This is a genomic window from Proteus vulgaris, assembly GCF_023100685.1.
GTDB lineage: Bacteria > Pseudomonadota > Gammaproteobacteria > Enterobacterales > Enterobacteriaceae > Proteus.
The window spans coordinates 2,835,622-2,853,343 of the sequence record NZ_CP090064.1 but is presented as its reverse complement, the minus strand read 5'-3'; the positions used below and the strand labels follow the sequence as shown (position 1 = coordinate 2,853,343).

Genomic DNA, 17,722 nt, shown 5'->3' with positions numbered 1-17,722 from the left:
TCGGTTATTTCGCGCAATATCACATAATTAGGTATGGGTCGTTAGCTCAGTCGGTAGAGCAGTTGACTTTTAATCAATTGGTCGGGCGTTCGAATCGCCCACGACCCACCATTCCTAAAAATACAACATAAAGTAGTGAACATTGTGACGGGTCGTTAGCTCAGTCGGTAGAGCAGTTGACTTTTAATCAATTGGTCGGGCGTTCGAATCGCCCACGACCCACCATTCACAAAGCTACTTACAGATTTACGCAAAATTATTAAATGGGTCGTTAGCTCAGTCGGTAGAGCAGTTGACTTTTAATCAATTGGTCGGGCGTTCGAATCGCCCACGACCCACCATTTAATAATCAAGCGGGCGGTTAGCTCAGTTGGTAGAGCATCTCCCTTACAAGGAGGAGGTCGTTGGTTCGAGCCCAATACCGCCCACCACTTCTTTTTATCCTCTCTCATTACTTTCTTATTTACTTCCTATATTCTCTTTAAATAATCATGATCAGTGATTTAACGTTTTATTTTTATATGTTGTTCTACAACCTAACTAATTGATTTTTAAATTAGCTTTTCATAAGTTATCGCATCGTTTTAGCTATTACACTAACTTCAAGTGTATGCGCTTTCTAAGTCATCCTAATGGCTTCATTCATTTTCATGTACCACAGCTCGTTTCATTTTCTTTGATTCTTTCCTCTTATTCACTCTGTTTCTATATGGTTGTTTTAGCCTATTCAGACATTAAGCCTTCTACATGATGCAAAAGTTAAAAGGCGGTTTTTCAAAACGTTTTTTACATTTTGTTATGTTTATCCGGAAAATAGAGGTGTTTCCAAAGAGAAAATAAGGGCTTTCATATCTTAATTGGCATTCTATATTTAAAACAAAGATGAGTAACTCTTTGAATACCTTCTACGTATTAGCCTGAAATATTCAAAAAACGATATTAATATTAAAAGAAAGATCTGCTCTTTTTTTGATGATTTATAGGTTTTTTCGGTTTATTTATAAAATTAAATAACCTTAAAAACAGTATATTGAATGACTCTAACGTATTTAGTGAGCCAAAAACTCCATAAAATGAGTGGGTTAAAACATTTTTCATAACTATAAATAAACGTACATTTGATTATTTCTAATGAGGAAATTGAAGGAATAAAGATAAAAAATACAATTTTATAGTTAATCTTTCTTAATTATCATCCATTTATTACTAACGTGATGAAATTAAATGATTAAATATAATAATATTTAATTTTTTTCATTCTTCTTTTAAAGAAACTTTAAGTTAAAAATATCTACATAACTAAATGATTATTATGTTATTTTTATAAAAAATTGATATTTGTCAAAATTTGCACCATAATGAACTACGTAGTAAATGATATGAAGCAAAAAGAACTTATTTCATCATTAATTGATTTGCCATTAAGTGGTTAATTTCATTTTTTACTGAAAATGGAGAAAATTGTGCATTTGACAGGAATATAAATTATATAAAAATATTAATGTTTATTTGGGCCTAAGAATAACTCTTATATAGAATGAGTATAAATACTTAGGACATAAAAAGAATATTTCTTATGTTTTTTAACAAAATTAGATCATACCAAAATGGATATTTAACAGCTTATTCATTTTTAAATTTAATTTAAGTTGTAATAAAGATTCTGTTTTTACGCTATCCAAATGCGCGTATTTGAGTGAAAAAGAAAGAATAGAACAATGTGATGATAAAATGTTCAATTTTTATTGTGGTGAGCTCAAGTGTCGAATAACTTACTGATAAAGCAAAAAATATTTATATCAATGATTATGTTTTTTTATTGTAAAAATGAGATTTTTAATCTTATTAAAAATAAAAGGTAATTATTCATTAATAAAAATTCAAAAAAAATGATTAATTAAATGTATTGCCTATTTATGCCAATGTAATAAAGATTTATTACATCTTAAATATATTTAGCTGAAACGCTAAGGGTTTATGCTTATATAAATTAATTAACAAATGTTTAAAAGGTGATCTATATCTTAATCCTAATGTAATAATTGTAATTTGTTGATTTTAAATAATAATTTATATGAAATTATTAATTCATCAGATTTCATTGACATTACTTAAGCTATTTTAGAAAAATAGGAAAATTACCTTCTTTATGAGGTTAATTTATTATTTTAAATAAATTAGACTAATACAACTTGATTTATTTTTGCACAATTCGGGTTATCACGCTTTAAATTAAGAAGATGATAGATAATTATTCTGATTAATGAGTAAAGTTTAAGAAAAAAAAAGCGCTATTTTATAAATAAAATATTTTAACTATATGAAAACAAAGAATATATAGTGCTATCCTAGGTATTGTTTACTAGTATGAGTAAAGTACCAAGCCTTGATTGTCTTTTTTCGACTAGTTGAAAGTGTTTAAATGCGTAGTATATTATTTACATATGATAAGTCATGTTATGAATTGTAATATTTCTTATCTACTAAAAATAATATTTTATTAAAACAAAAAGGTGTCCTCGATAATATATAATTTTATATATTATTGCGCGATAACACACCATTATAAATTAGATATCAATCAAAGTGAAAAGCGAGAACATATTATGAGTAGCAAGTATCCAGTCGCTTATGCAGTTGGACAAAAAATTAAGTCATTAAGAAAATCTCAGGGTTATACTGTATTTCAGTTAGCAAAAGAGATTGATATTAGTGAGCAACAATTATTCCGTTATGAGCGTGGTGTAAACCGTATTGATATTGATTGCTTAGTTAGAGTGCTTGAAGTACTAGGCGTTAATATTGGTAGCTTCTTTGAAGAAGTAACAAGTGGAATGACTCAAGAAATTGAGCATAATGAACAACATATTCCAGCTCATTTCGATAGTAAGGCTCTTTCTATTTTCTAAAAATATCTTTAAATTAGAAGATAACTCATTTTAGAATAACTAAATTGAGTAGGATAATTCTTATATATGTATATCTTTAAGATTAGTAAATAATAAGAATTTTCTTAATTATAGAAATAAAGCCTCTATATAATATTAATGCCCTTATTAGGGCATTTTACGTTTTTATGGGAATGAAATTTTTTAATTCTCTTCAAGAAAAAGAAAAATATTATCGCAGAATATCCGAGATTTACATATCTGTAGAAATATACTCTCATACCTATTGTTATGTGTAAATTAACAGGGGATAGATACCTATAAATATAAATCTATTACTAATCAGCTCTTATATTACCTGCTATGATTTTACTTTTTGGTAACATTTTTAAAGCTATTAATGTATAACTTGTGTGCTTTATACCAAGGAATTTAAAAAGCATAAACGTTGATACGATAAAACTTGAAAAAGAGAACTGGGTCAGAAATTAGGATTAGATCAAATTTTCAAATTTAAGCATTTAATAGCAATGTAGAAATGGCAACAGATAGTCTTTATACAAGAGGAGAGCTTACAGCCTCTTCACCTTCATGATGAAAAGGCTGTTAGTTTAGTCTTGGAGTGGCGGTGTCAAAATATATTCGACCTGTTGATCGCTCAGGGAGATATTAAAAAATGTTTGGTAAAACTGTTTTGTCTCTTTGATGATATCAAAGTGCTGTGTTTGCTCTGGGTATAAAATTGTTGCAAGCCATAAAAATTGTAGCGCTTCTTCTGTCGTTTCTCTGCACCACCAAAATAGACCTTTGGGATTTGTGTAGACACGACCTTCACGTACCGCAGTAATTGATTGCCATTCAGGTGAATTCTTGATGATTTCCGTATCTCTTGCATACATAGTGACAATGACATCAGGATTAGCATGAATAACTTGTTCTAAGGAAACTTCACCTGCTCGACTAGGTACATTGTCAAACCAATGTTCTGCAACATTGACTCCTCCAGCAAGTGTTATCCAATCATGATTTAGCGAAGGCGCGCCAGATGTTCTTAATGGCGACCCAAAAGCATGATAAACCTTTATTGGTTTCTTGATGCTTATCTCGCTTACAGCACTGTTTACAAGCGCCGTATTACGCTGAAAGTAAGCTAAATAATCTTTTGCTAATTGGTGGCTACTTGAGCCTAAAATTTCACCCGTGATCACGGTTCTTTCTAACAAGGCATCCATTGAGCCTGACTTTAATAATGCAACACTGATCCCTGCATTTTCTAGCGTCGTCATTTGTGCATCAGATAGCTTTCCTGTTGCAAAAAAGATTTGAGGCTGGCTAACAATTAATGTTTCGATATTCAGTGTGTCATTATTACCTTTACTGGAAATTGAAGCCGTTTTTATAGCTGGAACAATCTCAGTAAAAAAGGGAATAGTTTTGACTAAATCGGTTGTAGAAACAATTTTATCTCCAGCACCAAGCATCGCAAGGATTGCATTTTGTGCATTCCAACTCGTGGCGACTCGTTCTGGGGTATCAGGAACAGTAATTGATTGATCTTGATAATATTGAATAACTCTTTGTGCCTGTACATTGGAAGAGGTACTGAGGGCCGAAACCCCCAGTAATGCAATGCACAGGGTTTTAAAAAACCCTTTATACATTTAACTATCCCCTTAGAGTTCAATACTGACAGATGCGGAAATTTGGCGAGGTGTACCTAAGAAAGCATTAGCACCACCAATTGCACCATTTTGGTTACCAGAGAAGATAGACGCCCAATAATGTTCATTAGTCACATTATCTAAATTGAGGCGGAAAGTTGTTTTCTTATCCCAATATTGTGTTTGATAACGAGCCCCTAAATCGAGCGTGGTATAGGCTTTTGCCCACATTGTATTAGTAGTATTTGCTGCACGCTTACCTGTGTAGTGAACATTAGCACTGTAGATAACATTTGGCACGGTAGGGTAATGGTATTCGGCTAATAGATTTGCTTGGTATTTTGGTACACCCACAACATCTTTATCCTGGGTTTTCGCATTACCTGTATTAGTTAATGTTGGATCTAACCATGTCATGCTACTGAATACGAAAAGTTCATCAGTCACTTGTCCATTAGCAATCAGCTCCAATCCTCGATTACGTTGTTTGCCTTGTTCTTTAAAGATATTGTCATTTCCTACGTAAGCAAAAGGACGTTCTAATTGAAAAATTGCAGCATTTAAATTGAGATCGCCAATTTGTGATTTAACCCCCATTTCCCACTGCTCACTGCGGTAAGGTTTTAGCACTTCACCTTTGTTATCTGCAGTATCGGGCGCTGAATCACCTTCTTCTAATGAATCAGCATAAGAAACATAAGTCATTACTTCTGGAATAGGTTTAAACATTAATGCGACAGCAGGGCTTAAACCATTTTCGGTGTGATTCTCACCACCAGCACGATAGGAAGTTTCTTTGATCCAGTTTTGGCTTAGCGATCCCATCACTGACCATTGCGGATTAAAGGTAACTGTATCACCGAAAGTAACGGATTGAACTTGTGAGCGACTGTTTTTGGTGCGAGCGCTGCCAGTATAGAAGCCTTCATTAGATGGATCATCATAACGATGCGGATTATTAATATCTTGAGTTGGTAATGTAAATTTCAGATCGTTGCCGTTTGCTCCGTAAATATCCCAACGATAACCGCTAGTAGCGAGCACTAAATCATGAGAAAGTGCGCCTGTCATCACATGACCATTAACATTGACAGAATGACTTAAAACAGTAAAACGACCATAAGTAGAAGGAACGGATAACGTTGGTGTAAATTGCTTACCATCATTACTTAGCTGGTTAGAAACAGAACGGAATCCGCGATCAGCCGTTTGATAGCCAATTGCTGCACTGATTTGCCAATCTTCGTTAAAATCATGTTTTAGTCGGCTACTTACTGTTCTGGTATGAAGATCAACGCCCGCAAAAGCTTGACCATAGCCCGCTTTAGTTGGATCTGGTGCATCAGGTAATGCGGTGACTTTTGGTCCATACGAAAATGCACCCGGATAACCCATTTTTTTAAACCAATAATCACTAAAATTCACTTCTAAGACAGTATCAGACGAGATATTCCAATCAAATGCGGTACTGATTAGCTGGCGACGTGTTTTGCTACCTGCGACATAACCTTTACCTTCATCATGCATTAGATTAATGCGATAACCAAAAGTGTTGTTATCATCAATAAAACCGCCTAAATCAAGATGGCCTTTAAATTGGTTATCATTGATATAAGTAGCATTCAGTGAAGTTAAGCGTTTTAAGGTTGGGCGTTTTTGTGTGAAATTAAATTGCCCACTTGGACTTGCTGGTCCATAAAGTGAACCTGTTAGGCCATTTATAATATCTACGCGTTCAAGCATTTCGACAGGAAATGCAGTGGTAGAAATAATATTCACACCATCTAAACGAGAGTTAGCGACAACATTACCCTGCATTCCACGGTTTTGAGGACGACCAACATCCATACCACCACGTGCTTGCATTTGAGAGGAGGCATTATATTTTAAAATATCCGCAACACTGGTAACTTGTTGATTTTCAATCATGGATTGAGTGAAGGTATTTGTTGTGTAAGGTGTATCTAACCATTTTTTTTCACCTAATGGCCCCATATCAACTTCACGAGTAACAAATCCCGCACCGGCTTCACTATTATTCACTGGCTGTGCAGTAACGACGATTTTTTTAGCATTTTCAGCGGCTACACTTGCTGATACAGCGAATGTTTGCGCTATAGCACAAGCTATTGTCGAAATGATAAATTTCTTCACGATAGACTCCCAAAATATATTTTTTAGTTATTTAACTCCATCGATATTAAAAAATTTATACAACGATGCTCATCGCAAATGTGATGCAATGTATATCATTGTATAGGTTTTTATATAGCGAGGATGGGCGCTGACTATACACCGAATAACATGTAAATAAAATGATATATTTGCTAATAATAAGATTATGAAATTGTTTCTGAATTAAGATCAAAAAAATGCCCGTTTACACGGGCATTTTAGATAATGATCTTTCTGTAAGGAGTAACCAGAGGGAATTAATGCTCTGCTTTTTTAGTTACTGAACCATGAGTATCATGCTTTTGGTGGCGATGATGACCATCAACCATACTGCGGAATGTCTGTGTAAAAGTGTCTCCTAATGTACATAAATAGAAGTGAGCACAAATAAACATTAATGCCACAATACCCAAAACTAAGTGTGCTTTTAACATCCAATAGCCATAACCAAGTACTTCTGGGTATAAACATAATAATCCAGTAACAAGTAACAGTGGCACTAAACCAAACATCACACCTAAGTAAGCAAGTTGTTGAAGAGGGTTAAACTTATCAGTTTCAGTTGCAGCAAAAGGATGTGGTTCACCTTTCATTATGCCATAGAGGTAAAAGCGAGCTTGTTTGATACAACGGCCAATTAACCCATTAAATCTTACTTTGTAATGTACACCGTTACTGGTTGTTAGATTAATCAGAATAAAACCAATCCAGAACGCGATAAGTACAAAACCACAGATTTTATGTAATAGCACCATTGAAGTGACATTTCCGATAGAGAAATGCCCTAAAAAGCCACTTAGTAATAATAGGATAAAAAGTAAAGCATTACCCCAGTGCCAAAAACGGATCGCTTTAGAATATAAATAAACACGCTCTTCTTCGTAATGGCCTGAATGTTTTGGTGCAAGGGCATAGCGTAGCAAGCCATGAATAACTAAAATGGCTATCATGGCAACAATTAATAAACCTGCCGCCATTAACCATACAGGCCAATAATCTGGCGTATAATGGAGTTCTGCTCCCCAGATACTAGTCATGCTTTATCCCCCTGATGGATTTCTTTACGACGGAATAAACTTGGTTTTCCGACATTATCTAATTGGTATTGATAAACGGATTTTTGTTTGATCCAAGCCTGAATTTCAGGTGAGTCGATACGACCAAAAGCAAGTGCATCCGTTGGGCATACCGATACACACGCAGGTAATTCACCCTCAGCTAATCGAGTATCTGAGCAGAAATTACATTTATCTGCGATATGCGTCATTGGGTTGATATAACGAACATGGTAAGGACAGGCACCAACACAATAATCACAGCCAATACACAACTCTTTTTTTACCTGTACGATGTCATTTTCATCAATAAAAGAGGCGCCAGTTGGGCAAACAGAAACACAAGGTGCATCTTCACAGTGCTGACATGAAACACGGAAAAATTGATAATGTGGATCACCCGCTTCATCGTTGTGTGGGCCTTGAATTTGAACTTGAAGTCGGCTGAAACCTTCAGGAATGTCATTGATGACTTTACACGCAACAGTACAGGCCTGACACCCAATGCAACGTTTTTCATCATGTAGCATGACAAATTGTTTATCATTATTGTTCATCGTTATTTTTTTCCTTAAGCACGACTAATTCTGACACCTGATGTATGCACATCAGTACCCGATACAGGACTAATTTCATGAGGTAATAAGTTGCCACAGTGAACACCTGTTGTAGTCGCTGCTGTTTTTGCACCCGCTTTTGCACCCGAACCCATATAAACAAATACGGTGTCAGGGCGAATGCCTTCAGTGATTAAAGCGTGTGCTTTTTCTTTGCCTATATTGTTTTCCAGAATGATTTCATCACCATGTTTAATACCATGGTTTTTTGCTGTTTCTGGATGAAGCCAAACTGGGTTTTCCCACATTAATTCAGCTAATAACGGTACATATTGTGTTGCACCATTAGTATGAACGGCGACTTTGCCTTGAATAAAATAAAGCTCGTCTTTTTCTTTTAATGGGAAGTTGTGGAAGCGAGGAATACCGTAATTTTCTAAACGGCTTTCTAATTCTTCAGAGTAGATTTCAATTAAGCCACTTGGTGATTTAAATGAGAGCGCTTTTTCCATTGTGTTATTGCTATCAACATGTTTGATGGCTTCTGGATATTGCTCAACAAAAGCTTTTACATAAGAAGGTTCGCGTAACAATAATGGAATACCATAAGAGACATAGCCTTTTTTATGCATCTCTTTGTATAGCGCTTCGCTACCATTAACTTGATAAAGCTGTCTTACCCCCATGTTTTCCCAAGGGAAATAAGCTTCTAATCCCAACGCTTTACCTAATTCCATCCAAATTAACCAACTTGGTTTGGTATCACCAATAGGTTCGACAACTTGCTGGCGTAATGCATAAGCGGGATTTAAACCTGAAACATCAGCAACTTCTTCATCACGTTCTAAATAGGTGCATTCAGGTAAAAGGTAATCGGCATAAGCGGCACTTTCGCTTAAATACACGTCACAACTAACAATTAAGTCCAACTTCTGCGCTGCTTTTTCTAGCTCAGGACGGCAACTGACTGTTTGGAATGGGTTATGACGAGACATAATCCATGCTTTTGTTTGATATGGTACGCCTTCTAATGTTGAGTCGATAATCGATTGAACAATACCGCCACCTTTATTGATATATTTAAATTGAGGCGCTGTCGCATCAATGCGTTTTGCGGTAATTTCAGGCATACCTTTAACACTTGGTTTTGCCAATTCAGGAGCAATATTAATACCTGCTAATTTATTGTATTTTGCTGCTGCCTTTTTCTGATACATACCACCTTCACGTTCAATGTTGCCTAGTAAAGCATTGAAGGTGAAGATCATTCTGCGCATATTGATCTCTTCTTTATTAAAGGTCGCGCGGTGGCCTGGCATAATCAGTGCATGAGGAGCTTTTGCTGCAATTTCTCTGGCGATACGAGCAATATCTTTAGCAGGAACATCTGAGTGTGCTTGAGCCCATTCAGGAGTTGTATCTTGTAGAACTTCTTTTAATTGTGGGAAACCTACCGTAAATTTCTCAACAAACTCTTTATCGTAGAGATCTTCTTTAATTAAGATATGGCACATTGCCATTAGAACAGGTAAATCGCCACCAGGGCGGATTGCGAACCACTCGTCTGCTTTACTTGAAACGACAGATAAACGAGGATCAAAACTGACTAATTTTGCACCACGTTCTTGTGCTGTCATTAATTCATGCGTTTCAGCAACTTCAATGCCCTCATAAAGGTTATGACCAAAAGAGAGAATATATTTAGAGTTTGCTAAATCCATTGCAAGATCACCACCCATCATAACGGATGCTGCAATGGCTTTACCTGCTGGGCAAGTAGTTGCGTGTGTAAATGTATTTGGAGAACCAAATGCGGCGGCTAAATGGAAAAGGTGAGAAGAAAGCGATCCTGACTTAGATGAAAAAGAGATGCTTTCAGCTCCATAGCTTTGTTTTATTGCATTCATCTTTTCAGCTATTTCTTTATAGGCTTGTTCCCAGCTTATGACTTCCCATTCACCTGCACCTCTAGGGCCTTTGTGTTTCATGGGTTTGACAATACGGTTTGGATCGTTAACCAGACTAACGCCACTTCCACCTCTGGCGCAAATACGGCTACTTTGATGCTCTGCGTTTCTGTTTCCTTGGATAAATACAGTTTTATTGTTAACAACCTGAGCTTCTATAGGACAACGATAAGAACACATCTCACATAGACTAGGTGTTAATGTTGACTGACCCTTAAGAGAATCTACAGGATTAAATGCAAGTGCACCCGGTGGTAAACTACTCACAGTACAACCCACACATCCTATCCCCATCCCCTTAATGAAAGAACGACGACTAATACTCATATAACCTCCAGTTTCTTCTTATAGCTAAATATTATATACAGACGATTAAATAAATATTTGAAGGCGTCTCCAGTTTATTAATCCATAAGTGATGAGTTAGTTGTAAATAATAAATAATAGAGAATAAGACGTTAATAAATGTCACAAAATAAATTAACTAAAATAGACAAAATCAAATGATAATTATTTTCTTCTATTAACTCGTGTTATAAAGATTTTGAGGAGAAAGAGAGGATCTTAGAGGCTGAGGCATTTATGCTTACTTCTTTTAAATTCACTTACTTACGACATTAATTTGTTTTATTAAAGTGTATTTTAAATATATGATTAAATACAATAAATAATTGACAAAAAAGCCTATCGATATATAATTATTTATATATCGAAGTTCAACGTTATTGTAATTAATTTGTTATTTAAAAATCAAATTAAATAATATTTTTTAGCGTTATTTAAATCCAGTTTCTTCTTAAAATATATTTTGTAAAAAATAGCTAACTTATTATTTTGATGATAAATACGAATAAAAGAGAAAAATAAAGAGATGATATTTTGTGCAGAAAATGCTCAGTGAAACGTAATCAAACTGATACTAAAAATGAGACAATCTATAAATTATTATTCATTATGTTTAAATATTAATTAATAAAGCTAATAGTTATGGGGCTGTATATTGATTGTCAAAAAGAGCTGTTTTTTGTTTTATACATCTTAATAATATTAACGCCAAGTAAATATGCGTAGGAAAAGGTTTAAAGCAAATGTTAAAAATAAAGTGGCTCATTAAATATTGAAAGCCACTTTGTTTGCGTGTTGTCAAAATTGTTTTTCTGTTTATCTTTTTTATATAAAAGAAAGGATTTAAAACAACATAACGATTAAGACAAGGCTCAGTAATAAGGGATAAACTCTTGCATGCCATTTATCGGGAATACGAGATAAAAAGCGCTCAGAGATCTTTAACCCTATCCATGTGCTACAAATCAGAATAAAGGCTGCCTTTAGCCAAATATAACCAATAAAGCCAGATTCACTATTTAAAGGTGATGCAAAGGAAAGTGTGACATAAGTGAATGTTGCAGTGAGAGCTAAAGGTAAGGTTAAGGCATTTGCCATTGCTGCAGATTGTGCCATTGGTGTACCTCTACGACGTAATAGAGGAACTGTCATTACACTTCCGCCAACCCCTAAAAAAGCGGCAATAATACCAATCACAGTGCCATTAATGCTTTCTTGTGCTTTGGTCACCTTTTTTGCGTTGTGAGTCGGTGCCATAAAACCAGGGCGAAAATAGCAATCTAAAATAGTGACAAAGAGATAACCAATAAAGATCCATTTGATCCAAGTACCTTCAACTGTTAATGCGAGAAGGGCACCAAAGATCCCCCCAAACGCAATCCCAATAAAAAGGATGAACATGATATGCCAATCAAGCCTTTTTGCCTTATGGTGTTTAATGGTTGTGACTGTTGCAGAAAACAACATAATTAATGCAGAGGTGGCAACTGCGATTTGCATAGCATGTTCGGCAGGTAAACTGTCTATTCCCCAGAGCGTCAGAATAAGTGTATAGAGTAAGGGAACCGTGACAAAACCACCGCCAAAGCCAAATAGCCATGTTGTGATGCCCGAAATTAAACCAAAAGAAATCAGCCAGAGTGTCATTTCAAATCTCCTGTTGAGTCAGGAGATTAACAATATAGAATAAAACGATGGCTTACCCACGCGATAATGACAAGTTTATATGAATTTAGGACAATTTTAATATTATGCGTAATATCGATATTAACAGTGTGGATCATCTTCCTCGTGATATTTTAGCATTAGGCTCTGATTATCCTTATGACACATTACTTGAAGCACATCATCATCGGCGAGCCCAATTTTTATATGCACCCAATGGCGTAATGAAAGTCAAAACAGAAGATGGCCAATGGATTGTATTACCTTACAGTGGTGTGTGGATCCCAGCTGAAAAAACACATCAAGTATTAATGTTGGGTAGCAGCACTTATAGTCTCTATATTGAGCCGAATAAAGTACCTCGTTATTCGGAATATTGTGAGGTTTTACACGTTTCGCCTTTGCTTCATCAGCTATTACTTTGTGCAAATCAACTTCCTTTACTTTATGATTTAGGTGGGAGAGATAGCGCTTTATTAACGTTACTTTGTCATGAACTAGCTGAGGCCAAACCATTACCTTATTTTACTCCTTTGCCCCAACATGCTTTATTAGATGGGTTGTGTACTGAATTTATGTCACAACCGAATATTCGTACTACGCCAGAAATGTGGGCTGAAAAGTTAAATAAGAGTCTACGCACTTTTACGCGTTTATTTCATAAGGAAACAGGGCTTTCTTTTCGAGAATGGCGTCAAAAAGCATGTTTAATGTATGCATTAACGGCGTTAAAGAAAGGTCATTCAGTTACCGAAATTGCTTTAGAATTAGGATATGAGAATCCGAGTGCCTTTAGTGCAATGTTTAATAAAGAGATGGGATACTCACCGAAATTATTTTTGAAGCAATTGAAAGAATTTTAGTAAAACTGTTATATATAAGAATAAACACAATCATTGATGATGGTATTTATTATTCCTTTTTTAAGGTAAATTTCACTGTTCAAAAAAGAAACAAAAAAATTCCTTCCAATATCAGTGCGTTAAAACTTGATTAATAGAGAGTGAGGGAGGTAAAATACAGCCCATCCATTAGTCATACATTACCTCGTTACGTACGTTCCCTTAGTTAAATGGATATAACAAGCCCCTCCTAAGGGCTAGTTACAGGTTCGATTCCTGTAGGGAACGCCATCTATACATCTCATGATGTTCAGTAATATCTAAAATAATAATTTAAACAATAAGTTATTTAAAAATAGTGTTCAGTAATGTTCTAAGATGTTTACTGGAATCCAGCCACTAATGTGTATAAAATTGAGTGTACTTCTAGGTTCAATGGAAAAACTATACACATTATGCCATTAACAGATATTCAAATCCGCAAAGCTAATCCCAAAGAAAAGCCGTATACATTGAATGATGGTAACGGATTATCTCTATTGATTGAACCTAATGGCTCTAAGGGATGGCGTTTCCGTTATCGTTTTGCGGGCAAACCTAAAATGATTTCGTTGGGCGTATATGGGCAAGTCACACTAGCTGAAGCAAGAAAGAAACGTGATGAAGCTAAAAAGCAGTTAGCTGAGAATATTAATCCAAGCGATGCCCGTAAATCAGAAAAGATAGCGTTAAGATACGCAACAGAAAATACGTTTTATGCAGTAGCGATGGAGTGGCATAGCTCTAAATGCTCTACATGGAGTGATGGTTATGCAAGCGAGATATTGCGTTGTTTTGAAAATGATATTTTTCCCTATATAGGAAAGCGACCTATCGACCAAATTGCTCCCTTAGAATTATTAGCTGTTCTTCAAAAAATTGAGAAAAGAGGTGCATTAGAACAAGCAAATAAAATCCGTAGGCGCTGTGGTGAAGTTTTTCGTTATGCAGTCATAACGGGTAGGGTAAAATATAATCCTGCACCTGATTTAGCGGGAGCAATAAATAAACCTGAAACTAAACACTTCCCATTTTTACGTGAAGATGAGATCCCTGATTTTGTTAAAGCGTTAAATAACTATCAAGGCAGTAAAATAACGAAGTATGCCACCCAGCTGTTAATGCTGACAGGTGTTAGGACTGTTGAATTGAGACTAGCTGAATGGTCAGAATTTGATTTCGATAATGTTATTTGGGAAATACCCAAAGAGAGAATGAAAAAGCGCCGTCCTCATTTAGTACCATTATCCCCACAAGTTATTGCGATACTCAATGAGTTAAAAGTAATTACAGGATATTACCCATTATTATTTCCTGGTCGAAATGATGTAAGAAAACCAATCAGCGAAGCTAGTATTAATAAAGTTATTGAAAAGATAGGTTATAAAGGCAGATTAACAGGGCATGGATTTCGCCATATGATGAGTACTATTTTACATGAAAACGGTTTTGATAGCGCATGGATAGAGTTACAGCTTGCTCATGTTGATAAAAATTCCATCCGTGGAATTTATAATCATGCTTTGTACCTTGAAAACAGAAAAAACATGCTCAAATGGTATTCATCTAATATTATGCGTTGATATAATACACTTTTGTTTTTTCTTTGTATAAATGATCATTGTCTTAACTATCAACTGATTCAGCAATCAGCGCATCTTTAGCGATGCTATCATAGTAAAACTGAGTTAATTGAGATGTTAAAAAATCATCCATCAATACTTTAATAAATAAATCCTTTGAAACTTTTGTATCCAAAGTGATCATTGTGTCATCTTCATTAAATCTAATACGCCCTTTTAGAGTTGGATAAGATTTACAAAATGAAATAATGCTTGAATTATTAATACCAGCCTGAATTACTGGGGAAGATTTAGCGACGCGAGTCAATTTCCTTGCGTATTTAACGTCATCAATTAATTCTTGTATAACATCGATATTTGAGATTAAATTCATATTACGAATAGACCGTATTCCCTGGTTGGCCTCTTTTTTTATAACATCATGAAAACCAAACATTTTTTCGACCAAACTCAAATCTATAACGTAAAGTTCTCCATTTACTTTAATTAGTTGAAAATTTCCGCTAACTCTGAAAAAATCCTGCTTGATCTCTTTAAATCTGGTATCAGATTTTACAAGAAAGAAACTATCTCGTGAAAATATATTTACAGTAGCCATTGTTTTATAAATAATAATATTATTTTCTGCATTACCTATACAGATTAGTAAAGCTTTTATTTCATCTATATTATGCGTATTAAAATCAAATTCTTGCTCGTTCTCGTTCTCTAAAATAGTATTTATGCACACTAACTCCTGAGGGAGCTCAATATCATAATGATATAATACATTATTTCGTTCATCTGCTGACGATAGAGGTAATATAGTTAACTCACTATTTTTAATAATCTCATTATCTATAAAGTTTAAAAATAAAGATTTAAGTCCAGATTGAGCTGGAGATTCTATATCCATTCTTAAAGGTACATTATTACCCTTAATAATAGCATAAACTACTACGGCAATGTCATTAATATTATTAACATAATATTGTAGATCAATATCTAAGCTCTCTTTAGTCGGTATATTTACAGCCATAACTAATCCTTAATCACCAGAATAATAAACCCTATCATCAAGTACTATATAACTAATTTTATCTTTTATTTTTAATTTTTTACGAGTTATAACTATTACACATTCCTTTATATCATTCTTACCTATCTTTATATTAACTTTATAGATATTAAAACCTAATAATGCTAAAGAAGGGTTAGCATAAAAAAGATCTGTTTTTATATAAATAATACCCATAATTATTAATAATGCAGCTAAAACTAGAATATAGCGTTCTTTTTCAAAGTCAAAAGTTATCAACGGTATTATATATGTCGCCAAAAAAGTTAAATGTTCATAGTTGATTTTATCTATCTTTATAATTTCGACAGGAAGTTCAACAGATCGTTTTGTATCATATTTAAACCTTAAATATGCGTAGGATGCATACATCAATAAAAGTATGCAAACAATAGGGACGACATTAATTTTTAATAATTCTAAAAAACCAATAAACTCACATTGTGATGAGAAGCATATAGGTATTTTACCTGTAATAAAAATAAAAAAAACAAACAAAATAGCAAGAGATAAGATATATAAATCTATTTTTCTTCTTGTTCTCTCCTTATTTTTTTTTGATTCATCACTCATTTTTCATTCCTTAATGAGGTCAAAAAACACCTCACCTTTTAAAATACTTATAACCCAGCATAGTACAATAACTATGAACATCATATATGTAGCTGATCACATCCTTTTATATGAAAAAGATAACTTATTGATAAATTTTCAGTACAATAAGAAACCTTATCAAGCTTAAGTATGGCTAAAAATTATAAAACTACAAATCTAAATTATTTAGAAATGTTATCCAGTGATGAATATCATATTTTTAAAAACATTTTATGTTAGCGCAAGTTCATTTGTACCTTTTTGCTAATATCATATTTAGTTAATACTTAGCAGAATAAGTTCTAAACCAAAATAAAACAGTAGTCTATCCATTCCGCATAACTATTTAGAATTCATTATAAAGCTCAGGAGTTTACAAAGATAAAATAAAACTCCACGTAAAATGCACTACTCCGCACCCGCCTGCACAATTTGGATCTAAAAATTATTTCAGTTTGAATTTTTTACAAAACATATCGCGAGAGCGCATGGTAACTGGGTTCTTTGCATCAGCGTCAAACTGAAATGATTGAAAAAGATTTCAGGTTATTTCAGTTTGACGAAAAAAAGAGAGAATCAAGCAGGCTTGTAATATCATGAAAGTAAAAGAGTTTTCATACTTTACGTGAGAATTGTTTATAATGTAAACCCCACATGAAAAACTGAAATGCCCAATTCATGCGGGTTCACAGAAAATTCAAACTGAAATCAAATGAAAAAATAAATCAGGAGTGGGGCGGTAACAATGGATGTTTTACTTGTTCTGATACGAGAGCCTGAATAATTTTTATTGAATCTTCAGCACCAAATCCAGATAAATTAATCACCATTGAATTTTGATTTACTTCGACAGAAATAGACGGTGTTGTTTTAAATAACATGACTATTTTCTCCTTGTTCAATGGAAGGACTAGATTGTGTTAATTTACTGGGATTCAATGTGTGTGAAAAAGTGACATCTAAAACAAACGTCATGCCACACTCCAAGTCATTACAAGCACAATACAATTCAGGGTCATTATTTTCGCCTTTCATTTTAATGTAATGGATCTTCGCTTTTGCTGAACATGCAGGACAAAGCACTTTTATTAATTTCACCTTGTTTTTCCTTAATCGTTTTTTATGCCCGCCAGAAAAAAGCCAATTAAATACATCTCTTGCTATTTTGATGGGTAACACGGGTAACATGGGTTACAGCGTTGAATATAAAGAAATTATTCTGTTACCTAATTAAAAAATAAAAGGGTAACAAGGGTAACAAAGCGGGTATGTTACCCATTGTTACCCATAAAAA

General features: G+C 34.2%; 13 protein-coding genes and 5 tRNA genes. 8 read left to right on the top strand and 10 right to left on the bottom strand.

Going from position 1 to position 17,722, the window contains the following annotated elements; genetic code table 11:
* Positions 1-35: 35 nt before the first annotated feature.
* The 5 genes from LW139_RS13795 (at position 36) to LW139_RS13775 (ending at position 2,909) form a co-directional block, all read left to right on the top strand.
* A tRNA-Lys gene (locus tag LW139_RS13795) sits at positions 36-111 on the top strand.
* Positions 112-149: 38 nt separating this feature from the next.
* A tRNA-Lys gene (locus LW139_RS13790) sits at positions 150-225 on the top strand.
* A gap of 40 nt (positions 226-265) precedes the next feature.
* Positions 266-341: transfer RNA gene (locus tag LW139_RS13785), tRNA-Lys, on the top strand.
* Positions 342-355: 14 nt separating this feature from the next.
* Positions 356-431: transfer RNA gene (locus tag LW139_RS13780), tRNA-Val, on the top strand.
* Between the two features lie 2,175 nt (positions 432-2,606).
* The gene (locus LW139_RS13775) at positions 2,607-2,909 is read left to right on the top strand and encodes a helix-turn-helix domain-containing protein (RefSeq protein WP_166540761.1); all 303 of its coding nucleotides are present in this window, start codon (positions 2,607-2,609) and stop codon (positions 2,907-2,909) included.
* A gap of 590 nt (positions 2,910-3,499) precedes the next feature.
* Here LW139_RS13775 and LW139_RS13770 read toward each other — a convergent pair.
* From LW139_RS13770 to LW139_RS13745, 6 genes are all read right to left on the bottom strand, one after another.
* Positions 3,500-4,549 (bottom strand): ABC transporter substrate-binding protein, encoded by a 1,050-nt coding sequence (locus LW139_RS13770; protein WP_247850085.1) that lies wholly within the window; start codon positions 4,547-4,549, stop codon positions 3,500-3,502.
* Between the two features lie 12 nt (positions 4,550-4,561).
* Complete coding sequence (locus LW139_RS13765) at positions 4,562-6,703, bottom strand: TonB-dependent receptor (RefSeq protein WP_247850084.1); 2,142 nt, start codon at positions 6,701-6,703, stop codon at positions 4,562-4,564.
* Positions 6,704-6,981: 278 nt separating this feature from the next.
* On the bottom strand, positions 6,982-7,761 hold the full coding sequence (gene phsC / locus LW139_RS13760; RefSeq protein ID WP_109407292.1) for a thiosulfate reductase cytochrome B subunit: 780 nt from the start codon (positions 7,759-7,761) through the stop codon (positions 6,982-6,984).
* Positions 7,758-8,336 carry a 4Fe-4S dicluster domain-containing protein gene (locus tag LW139_RS13755; protein WP_247850083.1) on the bottom strand — a complete coding sequence of 193 codons (579 nt, stop codon included), beginning with the start codon at positions 8,334-8,336 and terminating at the stop codon, positions 7,758-7,760. The genes phsC and LW139_RS13755 overlap by 4 nt, the downstream gene beginning before the upstream one ends.
* A gap of 14 nt (positions 8,337-8,350) precedes the next feature.
* Complete coding sequence (gene phsA, locus LW139_RS13750; RefSeq protein WP_109407290.1) at positions 8,351-10,630, bottom strand: thiosulfate reductase PhsA; 2,280 nt, start codon at positions 10,628-10,630, stop codon at positions 8,351-8,353.
* An 861-nt stretch (positions 10,631-11,491) separates the two neighbouring features.
* Positions 11,492-12,295, bottom strand: coding sequence for a sulfite exporter TauE/SafE family protein (locus LW139_RS13745; protein WP_227335750.1), 804 nt, complete (start codon positions 12,293-12,295; stop codon positions 11,492-11,494).
* Positions 12,296-12,399: 104 nt separating this feature from the next.
* Between LW139_RS13745 and LW139_RS13740 the strand changes: the two genes are divergently transcribed.
* The 3 genes from LW139_RS13740 (at position 12,400) to LW139_RS13730 (ending at position 14,777) form a co-directional block, all read left to right on the top strand.
* Positions 12,400-13,176, top strand: coding sequence for an AraC family transcriptional regulator (locus tag LW139_RS13740; RefSeq protein ID WP_166540757.1), 777 nt, complete (start codon positions 12,400-12,402; stop codon positions 13,174-13,176).
* A 195-nt stretch (positions 13,177-13,371) separates the two neighbouring features.
* Positions 13,372-13,446: transfer RNA gene (locus LW139_RS13735), tRNA-Arg, on the top strand.
* A gap of 164 nt (positions 13,447-13,610) precedes the next feature.
* A complete protein-coding gene (locus tag LW139_RS13730) occupies positions 13,611-14,777 on the top strand; it encodes a tyrosine-type recombinase/integrase (RefSeq protein WP_247850082.1) in 1,167 nt (388 codons plus the stop codon).
* Positions 14,778-14,820: 43 nt separating this feature from the next.
* Here the strand turns inward: LW139_RS13730 and kwaB are convergent, their stop codons facing one another.
* From kwaB to LW139_RS13710, 4 genes are all read right to left on the bottom strand, one after another.
* Complete coding sequence (gene kwaB / locus LW139_RS13725) at positions 14,821-15,795, bottom strand: anti-phage protein KwaB (protein ID WP_247850081.1); 975 nt, start codon at positions 15,793-15,795, stop codon at positions 14,821-14,823.
* 9 nt (positions 15,796-15,804) lie between these two features.
* Positions 15,805-16,407 (bottom strand): anti-phage protein KwaA, encoded by a 603-nt coding sequence (kwaA, locus tag LW139_RS13720; RefSeq protein WP_247850080.1) that lies wholly within the window; start codon positions 16,405-16,407, stop codon positions 15,805-15,807.
* 746 nt (positions 16,408-17,153) lie between these two features.
* Positions 17,154-17,309 carry a hypothetical protein gene (locus LW139_RS13715; RefSeq protein WP_247850079.1) on the bottom strand — a complete coding sequence of 52 codons (156 nt, stop codon included), beginning with the start codon at positions 17,307-17,309 and terminating at the stop codon, positions 17,154-17,156.
* Positions 17,299-17,526 carry an ogr/Delta-like zinc finger family protein gene (locus LW139_RS13710; RefSeq protein ID WP_247850078.1) on the bottom strand — a complete coding sequence of 76 codons (228 nt, stop codon included), beginning with the start codon at positions 17,524-17,526 and terminating at the stop codon, positions 17,299-17,301. The genes LW139_RS13715 and LW139_RS13710 overlap by 11 nt, the downstream gene beginning before the upstream one ends.
* Positions 17,527-17,722 lie beyond the last annotated feature (196 nt).